Here is a 9,436-nt window from a genome sequence, read left to right as displayed (position 1 = left end):
CGGCCGGTCCGCCCGTGGTTCCGGGGGCACGGCCCGGCCCGGGGACGGCGGCCCCGGCCGCGCCGTTCGGCGGTCGGCGTCTGGGCCCTGGCGGCTGGGTACGGATGCTCTGCTCCACCCGCCCAACGTACGGTCCGATCATCGCCACACTGTGTAATGGGCCGTCGGGGCTTGTTCCGTGTCTTCGGACGGAGTATTGATGTGACCGACGTCCGATCACACCTGGGGGAGTGGATGACCAGCGGATTCACCTTCGAACGGCTGCACCACGTCCAGCTCGACATCCCGGCGGGGGCGGAGGACGAGTGCCGCGCCTTCTGGCACGGCGTGCTCGGCATGACGGAACTGGTGAAGCCCCCGGTGCTGGCCGCGCGTGGCGGCTGCTGGTTCCGCGGCGGCGGGGTGGAGGTGCACCTCGGGGTGGTGCCGGAGTTCCGGCCGTCCCGCAAGGGGCACCCGGGCTTCCAGATCGGCGACCTCGACGCCCTCGCCGAGCGGCTGGCCGCGCACGGCCACGAGGTGGTCTGGGACGACAACCTGCCCGGGCACCGCAGGTTCCACTCCAGCGACCGGCTGGGCAACCGCCTGGAGTTCCTGGAGCCCTCGCCGGCGGCGGCGGGCGCCTGACCCGCTGCCCGTAGACTGGGGGATCGGCCCGGCGAGCGGGCCGGCCCAACTCCTCCAAGCCCCCGGGACTGCGCTTCATGTCGCTCACGATCGGAATCGTCGGCCTGCCGAACGTCGGCAAGTCGACCCTGTTCAACGCCCTGACCAAGAACGACGTGCTGGCGGCCAACTACCCGTTCGCCACCATCGAGCCCAACGTCGGCGTCGTCGGCGTCCCGGACGGGCGGCTGGCCAAGCTCGCCGAGATCTTCGGCTCGCAGCGCATCCTCCCGGCCACCGTCGACTTCGTCGACATCGCCGGCATCGTGCGCGGCGCCTCGGTCGGTGAGGGCCTGGGCAACAAGTTCCTGGCGAACATCCGTGAGTCGGACGCGATCTGCCAGGTCATCCGGGCCTTCGTCGACCCCGATGTGGTGCACGTCGACGGCAAGGTCTCGCCGAAGGACGACATCGAGACCATCAACACCGAGCTGATCCTCGCCGACCTCCAGTCGATCGAGAAGGTGCTGCCGCGGCTCCAGAAGGAGGCCCGCCTGAAGAAGGAGTCGGCCGCCACGCTGGCCGCCGCCGAGGCCGCCCAGAAGATCCTGGAGACCGGCAAGACCCTCTTCGAGGCGGGCTTCGACGCCTCCTCGGTGCGCGAGCTGCACCTGCTCACCACCAAGCCCTTCCTCTACGTGTTCAACGTCGACGAGGACGAGCTGGTCGACGAGGAGTTCAAGGAGGCCCAGCGCGCCCTGGTCGCCCCCGCCGAGGCGATCTTCCTGAACGCCAAGATCGAGTCCGAGCTGATCGGCATGGACGAGGACGAGGCGCTGGAGCTCCTCCAGTCCATGGGCCAGGAGGAGACCGGCATGGCCACCCTCGGCCGGGTCGGCTACGAGACCCTCGGCCTGCAGAGCTACCTCACCGCAGGCCCCAAGGAGACCAGGGCCTGGACCATCAAGAAGGGCGCGACCGCCCCCGAGGCCGCCGGTGTGATCCACACCGACTTCCAGAAGGGCTTCATCAAGGCGGAGGTCATCTCCTTCGACGACCTGGTCGCCTGCGGCTCCATCGCCGAGGCCCGCAGCAAGGGCAAGGCCCGCATCGAGGGCAAGGAATACATCATGCAGGACGGCGACGTGGTGGAGTTCCGCTTCAACGTCTGACCGGCCGACGGGGGGTGTTGCCCGTCCCGCTCACGAGCGGGACGGGCAACACCCCCCGTTCCGTTCGGCTCTTCGCCGGCTCAACCCTCGTAGTGGTACCGGCACTGGGCGACCAGGATCGAGTCGTCGGTGACCTTGTGGATCAGGCGGTGCTCGTCGTTGATCCGCCGGGACCAGTAGCCCTGGAATCCGTGCTCGAGCGGTTCCGGTTTGCCGATCCCCTCGTTGCCGTTGCGCGCGACATCGGCGAGGAGCGTATTGATCCGCTTGAGGATCTTGCGGTCCTGGGCCTGCCACCACAGGTAGTCCTCCCAGGCCCGAGAGGCGAAGGTGATCTTCACTCCGGGTCCACCAGGTCGCGCACCGTCCCGCCGCCGTTCTCCAACTCGTCGATGGCGGACAGCAGTCGGCGCGCGTTCGCGGGGCTGCGCAGGAGGTAGGCGGTCTCCTTGAGGGACTGGTAGTCCTCCAGGGACACGATGACCACGGGCTCGCGTCCGGCGCGGGTGATCACTATCTCCTCGCGGTCGTCCGTCACCGCGTTGAGCACCTCGGCGTAGCGTGCGCGGGATTCCGAGTAGGTCATCGTCTTCATTGCGAGACTCCTCTTCCAGGTACAGGAAATTGTACGTCGCGGCTGGTCTGGCAACAAGGACGTAGGTGGCGTCGCGGCACCCCGGGGCCGGGCGGTGCTGTTTCCGCTGGGGTTCACGGGGCTGGTGGTGTGTGCGGGGAGGCTGGTTGACTGGGCGTCACATTGATCGGATCGGGTGGGGGACTGATGGGGAACGTGGCGGGCAACAGGCCGAGTCGGCGGGCGGTGCTCGGTGGGGTGGCCGGGGCGGGGGCCGTGGTGATGGCGTCCGGGGCGGGGGCCTCGGCGGAGTCGGTGGGGCGGCGGAACCCCGTCGACCAGGCGGCGGTGGACGCCATGGCGGCCCGGCTGGACGGCGAGCTGGTCGCGCTGCGGCGGGCGCTGCACGCGAACCCGCAGACCACGGGTGCGGAGACGTACGCCGCCGGGGAGGTCGCGCGGCGGCTGCGCGCGGCGGGGCTGGAGGTGGCCACCGGGGTCGGCGGGACCACCCTGCCGGACGGGACGGCGGTGCCCGGGAACGGTGTGGTCGCGGTGCTGCGCGGTGCGCGGCCGGGCCGGACGGTGGCCTACCGGGCGGACATGGACGCGGTGCCGGGCGACGGGATCATGCCGCCGAAGAAGGGGCGGCCGGCGGCGCACGCCTGCGGGCACGACATCCACACCGCGGTCGGGGTGGGTGTCGCGCTGACGCTGGCCCGGCTGCGGCACCGGTTGAGCGGCACGGTGGTCTTCTTCTTCCAGCCGGGGGAGGAGGGCCTGGTGGGTGCCCGGGCGATGCTCGCGCAGGGGTGGCTGGAGCGGACCGGGGTCGAGGAGATCCACGCCCTGCACACCGGCCCCTACCCGGTCGGCGGGTTCGCCGTGACGCCGGGCAGCGGCCTGCCCGGCCAGGACTGGGTGAACATCGCGTTCGGCGGGCCGGACGCGGCCGCGTCGGCGGCCCGGCTGGTGGGCGCGATCACCGCGCTCGGCACGGTGCCGCTGCCGCAGGATCCCGCGGCCCTGGAGACCATGGTCCGGGACGTGCAGACGCCGGACGGGCCGCTGGCCCGGTTCCTGGTGACCGGCGCGCGGGTGGCGCCGGCCCCGGACGCCGAGGGGCGGCCGGTCGTCGAGGCGAAGTTCCGGTGCTGGCCGCCGGAGCGGGACGCCGAGGTCCGGGAGGAGATCCGCCGGCTGGCGCAGACGTTCCCCGGGGCGGTGGTCGGCTACCCGCGGGACCCGTTCCCGGCGCTGCTCTGCCCGGCGGACGCGGCGGACGCGCTGGCCCGGCGGCTGCGGTGCGAGTTCGGCGCCGGCGCGGTCACGGTGAACCGCACCGCGTTCCCGTTCAACGGGGAGGACTACGCGCTGTTCCTGGAGCGGGTCCCGGGCACGTACACCTTCCTCGGGGTGCGCACCCCGGGGGCCGGGATCGAGACGAGCTACCCGCACTACGAGACCTTCGAGCCGGACGAGCGGGCGATCGGCGTCGGGGTGCGGGCCATGGCCGGCTGGCTGGCGGACCGCGCCCGCCGCTGAGACGGGGCGGGGCGGGCCGCTGCCGGGTGGCGCGGCCCCGCCGCCGCGGTCAGGCGACGGTGACGGTGAGGGTGCCGTCCGGGCCCGCGGTGACGGTGACGGACTCCAGGGTGGCGGCGTGGGCCGAGGGGTGGTGGCCGACCGCGCGGGGCCCGATGCCGACGACCGGGACGCCGGCGGCGCGGGCGGCGGCGATGCCCGCCCCGGAGTCCTCGAAGGCGAGGCAGTCGGCGGGGGCGAAGCCGAGCGCGGCGGCGCCCTTGAGGAAGCCCTCGGGGTCGGGCTTGCTCGCGCCCACGGACTCGGCGGTGATCAGGACCTGCGGCAGCGCGAGGCCGGCGGCGGCCATCCGGACCCGGGCGAGCGGGGCGTCGGCGGAGGTCACCAGGGCGTGCGGGTGGCCGGCCAGGGCGGCGAGGAAGGCGGGGGCGCCGGGGACCGGGACGACGCCTTCGGTGTCGGCCCGCTCCGCGGCGAGCATCCGCTCGTTGTCCGCGAGGTTGAGCTCCGCCGGGCGGTCGGGCAGCAGGACGGCCATGGTGGCGTGGCCCTGGCGGCCGTGGGCCGTGTGCAGCACCTCGGCCGGGTCGAGGCCGTGCTCCCGGGCCCAGCGGCTCCAGCAGCGTTCGACCACGGCGTCCGAGTCGACCAGGGTGCCGTCCATGTCCAGCAGCAGGGCGCGGGGAGTGAAGGTCGTGGGCACGGGGCGGCTCCGTCCGGGGATGAGGGGGCGCGCGAAGTGCGAGCCTATTGTTCAATAAGGATACAAAAGATCGCCCCGGATGCCGCCGCCGGCCTCAGCCCAGCAGGTGCGCGTTGACCGCGCGGGCCTCCTCGGCCAGCTCCGGCAGCTCGACCACCTCGACGCCGGCCGCCTCCAGCAGTCCGGCGCCCCGGGTCTCGGCGACGAAGGTGGACGGCTCGCGCCAGGCCACCACCACCCGGGGGACGCCGGCCGCGATCAGCAGTTCGGCGCACGGCACCGGGCGGGAGGCCCGCTGTCCGCAGGGCTCCAACGAGCTGTAGACGGTCGCGCCGCGCAGCCGGGGGTCGCCGGCCGGGAGCTTGGCGAGGGCCGCCTCCTCGGCGTGGTCGTGGCCGTCCACCTCGCGGCTGAAGCCCTCGGCCAGCACCGTGCCGTCGGCGGCGACCACCACCGCGCCGACCGAGAACGCCGTCCGCGAGGGCGGGCAGTGGCGGGAGAGCTCCACCGCCCGGCGCAGGAACGCGAGATCGGCGTCGGGCTCGGACGCGGGGCCGGGCTCGGTCGCGGGGTGCGGCTCGGTCACGGGGCGGGCTCCTTCGGGGCGTACCTGAGCAGGACGACATCGCCCACCGTACGGGCCTCCAGCAGCCGCATCCGCCGGGCCGGGCCACCGGGGAAGTCCGCCGGGCCGACGAACCGGGGCGCGCCCGGCTGCCCGACCAGCAGTGGGGCGACCACCAGTTGGAGCTCGTCCGCCAGCCCCTGGGTCAGGAACTGGGTGTGCACCCCGCTGCCGCCCTCGACCATCAGCCGCCGCACCCCGCGCGCACCGAGGTCGTCCAGCACCGCGCCCAGCTCCACGGCCGGGCCGAGCGCGACCACCTCGGCCAGTCCGGCCAGCTCGGGGCGCAGCACGGCGGCGCCGGTGTCCGTGGTGTAGGCGAGCCGCTCGCCGCCGGTGTGCCAGAACCGCAGCGCACGGTCCAGCCGGCCGCTCGCGCTGAGGGTCACCTTCAGCGGGTACGCGGGCCGGCCGGCCGCGGTCCGGGCGGCCCGCCGCGCGGGGTCGTTGACCAGCAGACGCGGGTTGTCCGCGCGCAGGGTGTTGCCGCCGACCAGGACCGCGTCGGCGGCGGCCCGCTCGGCGTCCACCCGGTCGAAGTCGACCGGGCCGGAGAGCAGCAGCCGCTCGGGCGAGGCGTCGTCGAGGAAGCCGTCCAGGGACATGGCGGCGCTCAGCAGGACGAAGGGGCGGGGGCCGGGCATGGTGGCGAGCCCTTCACGGTGGGGCGGTTCGGTCGGGTGCGCCGTCCACGGTACGGGCCGGGACGTCCTGCGGCCGGCAGTGCGACCACAATGTGAGACGAATCTTCTTGAAATGCGGGACGAGGAGTAGCGTCGGAGGCGTCGAGGAAGCGCTGGTCCCGAGGGGGAGATCACCATGACCGCACCGAAGAACGCCGTCTACACCCATGGCCACCAGGAGCCGGTGCTGCGCTCGCACCGCTCCCGGACGGTCGAGAACTCCGCCGCCTATCTGCGCGACCACCTGCGGCCCGGGCAGGCCGTGCTGGACATCGGCTGCGGCCCGGGCACCATCACCGCCGACCTGGCCGAACTGGTCGGCCCGACCGGCCGGGTGGTGGCCGCGGACGCCTCGGCCGAGGTGCTGGAGGAGGCCGCCCGGTACGTCGCCGGGCGCGGCCTGTCCAACGTCGTGTTCGAGGTCGCCGATGTGCACCGGCTGTCGTACGCGGACGGGGAGTTCGACGTGGTGCACGCCCATCAGGTGCTGCAGCACGTGGCCGACCCGGTGGGGGCGCTGCGGGAGCTGCGCCGGGTCACCGCCGAGGGAGGCGCGGTCGCCGTCCGGGACGTCGACTACGCCAGCATGACCTGGTACCCGGAGGTGCCCGAGCTGGACCGCTGGCTGGAGCTGTACGAGCGGATCGCCCGGCACAACGGCGGCGAGCCGAACGCCGGACGGCGGCTGCTGTCCTGGGCCAGGGAAGCCGGATTCACCGAGGTCACCGCCACGTCGAGCACCTGGACGTACGCGACGCCCGAGCAGCGCGCGTGGTGGGGCGGGCTGTGGGCCGAGCGGATCACGGACTCCGGCATCGCCAGGGCGGCGGTGGCCGAGGGGTTCGCGGACGAGGCCGAACTGGCCCGGATCGCGGCCGGGTGGCGGGAGTGGGCGGCGGCCGGGGACGGGTGGTTCGCGATGCTGCACGGGGAGGTGCTGGCCCGGCGCTGACGCCGTGGCCGGACCCGGCGCGGGCGGCGCGGTGCGGGGGTCGTTCGTGCGGCGGGAAAACGTGGGAGGGCGTTCCACCGGATCCGGTAGAGTCGCGCGCCTGTTCCCGTACCCGACGGGCCACCGGGCTCCGTCCGCGGGCACCTCGGGTCGTCCTGCCGAGTTGCCGCCCGCCGCCCGCGGGCCGGGGGAGATCGCACGTGTCCAAGCCCGAGTCCGACGCTGCCGTCGTCCCGGCGCCCACGCCCGAGCCGGGGCCGGCCTCCGGGCCCACGCCCGAGCCGGCCCTCGCGGCCGCGTTCGAGCCGGCGGCCGCCCCGTGGACGGCCCCCGCCCCGGCGGCTCCGCCCGTCCCGCCGGCCACGCCCGTCCCGTCGGTTCCGTCCGTGCCGGCCGACGCTCCCGCCTTTGGCCCGGTGCCGCCGCCCGCCGCCGACCCCTGGGCGGCCCCCGCCGATGTGCCGCCGCCGGCAGCCCAGGCCACGCCGGCGCCGACCGGCTGGGCCGCCATCACCCCCGCCTCCCAGAGCGGCTTCCAGCCCGGCTTCCCCTACCCGGCCGCCCCCACCCGCACCAACGGCTTCGCGATCGCCTCGCTGGTCACCGCCCTGTTCTGCCTGTGGCCGCTGGCGCTCGGCTTCGCGGTGGTCGCGCTGGTCCAGATATCCCGGCGCAACGAGAAGGGCCGCGGCCTGGCGGTCTCCGGCCTGGTCGTCGGCGTCCTGTCGCTGATCGTCTCCCTGATCGCGTTCATCGGGCTGGCCGCGGTCGGCCTCGACGAGGAGCGGTACGGCGACTCCCGGCACGGGCCGAAGGGCTCGGTGGCCGTCAACGACCTGCGGGTCGGCGACTGCTTCGACCAGCCGCCGCTCAGCGGGGACCCCGCGTCCACCAGCGTCTACTGGGTCCGGGTGGTGCCCTGCACCGCGCCGCACCACGCCGAGGTCGCCGGCACCGTCGTCCTCCCCGGTGGCCGGGACGACCAGTACCCCAGCCGGAAGGAGATCGGCGACGGCGCCGAGAAGCTCTGCGGCCCGGTGCGGGACGAGTACGCGCTCGACTCCTGGCTCGTCCCCGAGGGGGTGGACGGGTACTACTACTACCCGAGCGTCCGCAGCTGGATGACCGGCGACCGCCGGGTGACCTGCACCTTCCAGGACGAGCAGCAGCCGCACGCCGGCAGCGTCCGCACCGACCGGACCAAGCTCACCCAGGCCCAGCGCACCTACCTGGACGCGGTGCTCGCCTACAACAAGGCGCTGTTCGCCGAGCCGGACCTGGACGTCGACGCGGCGCCCGCCAAGTACCGCGAGTGGGCGAAGACGATGGCCGCGGCCTGCCGCAAGGAGGTCACCGAGCTGTCGGTCAACGGGATCGACTGGCCGGAGGGCGCCAGGGCCAAGCTGGTCGAGCTGGGCGCGCTCAAGCTGGACGCCGCCAACGCCTGGGACACCGCGGCCAGGACCATGGACCCCGCAGCCCTGGAGCGCGAGGTCGGCAAGGCGGACGCGCTGTCCGTCAAGAGCGGCAGGCTGGCCCTGGACATCCGGCGCGCGCTGGGGCTGTCGACCGGCGAGCAGGCCGCGGACATCCGGGCCTGAGCCCGGCTTCCGGAGCCGGAGTCGGAGCCGACACCGGTCCGGCCACCGCCTAACCGGCTGTTAACAGCCCCCGTACCGGCCGGTAGCGAACGGGGCGTAGTGTCCCGTGCAGCCCCGCCCCGACCCGACCCCCACGCGGGCCGGGGCCGGGGCCGCTCCACACCGGCGCGGCGCGTCCTAGCCTGGGCGCATGGACACCTTTCGGGTGATGCGGCAGGACGACAACGGTCAGCGCTTCCGGGTCGTCGGGGGGATCGGACGGGAGGCGGCCGAACAGCTCGCAGCCGAGTTCGAGGCGCGCGGCCACAAGCAGCTCTACTGGGTCGAGGCCGAGCCCGCCGGGGACTCCCAGGCGCGGGGGCCGCACAGCTGAACCGCACGCCGTAGGGTCGGGGCCCATGGACAAGGCCATGGACCCCGCGGGGGAGAACCGGATCGTCGTCGGCGGCGCGCTGATCCACCGGGGGCGGGTGCTCGCCGCGCGGCGCAGCACGCCCGCCGAGGTGGCGGGGCGCTGGGAGTTCCCGGGCGGCAAGGCCGAACCCGGTGAGACCGAGACCGAGGCGCTGGAGCGCGAGCTGATGGAGGAACTGGGCGTCCGGGCCCGGGCACTCACCCGGCTGTCCGGTGCGTGGCTGGTGCGGCCCGGTCTCGAGCTGCGGCTCTGGGCGGCCGAACTGCTCTCCGGCGAGCCGCTCCCGCTCCAGGAGCACGACGAGCTGCGCTGGCTCGGCGCCGCCGAGCTGGCCGAGGTCGACTGGCTCGACCACGACCGCGAGGTCCTGCCCGAGGTCGCCCGCCTCCTCGCCGCCTCCTGAGCTCCGTCGCGCCCCGTCGCCCCGCCCCCTGGAGCCCCGCCCCCTGGAGCCCCGCTTCCCGAGCCCGGTGCACCCCGCCGCGCGGCGCGACGCGTGGCGCGGTGCCCCGGCAATCGGAAAGGCCGACGCGGCGGGCGGGATAGCCTTGGTCCTGCTG

10 protein-coding genes and 1 pseudogene are annotated in these 9,436 nt (G+C 74.4%); 7 read left to right on the top strand and 4 right to left on the bottom strand.

The annotated features are described in order from the left end of the window. Positions 1-234 precede the first annotated feature (234 nt). Positions 235-627, top strand: coding sequence for a VOC family protein (locus VR45_RS17760; RefSeq protein ID WP_045940758.1), 393 nt, complete (start codon positions 235-237; stop codon positions 625-627). Positions 628-704: 77 nt separating this feature from the next. Then, entirely contained in the window at positions 705-1,778 is a 1,074-nt protein-coding gene (gene ychF / locus VR45_RS17755) for a redox-regulated ATPase YchF (RefSeq protein WP_045940754.1), read from the top strand. Positions 1,779-1,858: 80 nt separating this feature from the next. Here ychF and VR45_RS17750 read toward each other — a convergent pair whose 3' ends face one another. Both VR45_RS17750 and VR45_RS17745 read right to left on the bottom strand, forming a co-directional pair. Next, positions 1,859-2,119 carry a Txe/YoeB family addiction module toxin gene (locus VR45_RS17750; RefSeq protein WP_045940753.1) on the bottom strand — a complete coding sequence of 87 codons (261 nt, stop codon included), beginning with the start codon at positions 2,117-2,119 and terminating at the stop codon, positions 1,859-1,861. After that, a complete protein-coding gene (locus tag VR45_RS17745; protein WP_045940752.1) occupies positions 2,116-2,373 on the bottom strand; it encodes a type II toxin-antitoxin system prevent-host-death family antitoxin in 258 nt (85 codons plus the stop codon). Before VR45_RS17745 ends, VR45_RS17750 begins: the two co-directional genes overlap by 4 nt. Positions 2,374-2,559: 186 nt before the next feature. Here VR45_RS17745 and VR45_RS17740 point away from each other — a divergent pair, with 186 nt between their 5' ends. Further along, positions 2,560-3,897: a M20/M25/M40 family metallo-hydrolase gene (locus VR45_RS17740; protein ID WP_045940751.1), complete on the top strand. Its 1,338-nt coding sequence runs from the start codon at positions 2,560-2,562 to the stop codon at positions 3,895-3,897. A 49-nt stretch (positions 3,898-3,946) separates the two neighbouring features. On the opposite strand, the gene VR45_RS17735 is transcribed toward VR45_RS17740, so the two are convergent. Together VR45_RS17735 and VR45_RS47915 are read right to left on the bottom strand one after the other, a co-directional pair. Continuing rightward, positions 3,947-4,600 carry an HAD-IA family hydrolase gene (locus tag VR45_RS17735; protein WP_078896618.1) on the bottom strand — a complete coding sequence of 218 codons (654 nt, stop codon included), beginning with the start codon at positions 4,598-4,600 and terminating at the stop codon, positions 3,947-3,949. 94 nt (positions 4,601-4,694) lie between these two features. Next, a pseudogene (locus tag VR45_RS47915) lies at positions 4,695-5,869 on the bottom strand (dihydrofolate reductase family protein). A 175-nt stretch (positions 5,870-6,044) separates the two neighbouring features. Here VR45_RS47915 and VR45_RS17720 point away from each other — a divergent pair. From VR45_RS17720 to VR45_RS17705, 4 genes are all read left to right on the top strand, one after another. After that, a complete protein-coding gene (locus VR45_RS17720; protein ID WP_045940748.1) occupies positions 6,045-6,860 on the top strand; it encodes a methyltransferase domain-containing protein in 816 nt (271 codons plus the stop codon). Between the two features lie 200 nt (positions 6,861-7,060). Beyond that, positions 7,061-8,461: a DUF4190 domain-containing protein gene (locus VR45_RS42425; protein ID WP_052709173.1), complete on the top strand. Its 1,401-nt coding sequence runs from the start codon at positions 7,061-7,063 to the stop codon at positions 8,459-8,461. Between the two features lie 190 nt (positions 8,462-8,651). Continuing rightward, positions 8,652-8,834 (top strand): hypothetical protein, encoded by a 183-nt coding sequence (locus tag VR45_RS17710; protein WP_045940747.1) that lies wholly within the window; start codon positions 8,652-8,654, stop codon positions 8,832-8,834. A 25-nt stretch (positions 8,835-8,859) separates the two neighbouring features. Continuing rightward, positions 8,860-9,279 carry an NUDIX domain-containing protein gene (locus VR45_RS17705; RefSeq protein WP_234326018.1) on the top strand — a complete coding sequence of 140 codons (420 nt, stop codon included), beginning with the start codon at positions 8,860-8,862 and terminating at the stop codon, positions 9,277-9,279. Positions 9,280-9,436 lie beyond the last annotated feature (157 nt).

Source organism: Streptomyces sp. NRRL S-495, from assembly GCF_000966955.1.
GTDB classification, from domain to species: domain Bacteria; phylum Actinomycetota; class Actinomycetes; order Streptomycetales; family Streptomycetaceae; genus Kitasatospora; species Kitasatospora purpeofusca.
This window is presented reverse-complemented; position numbering and strand designations above follow the sequence as displayed.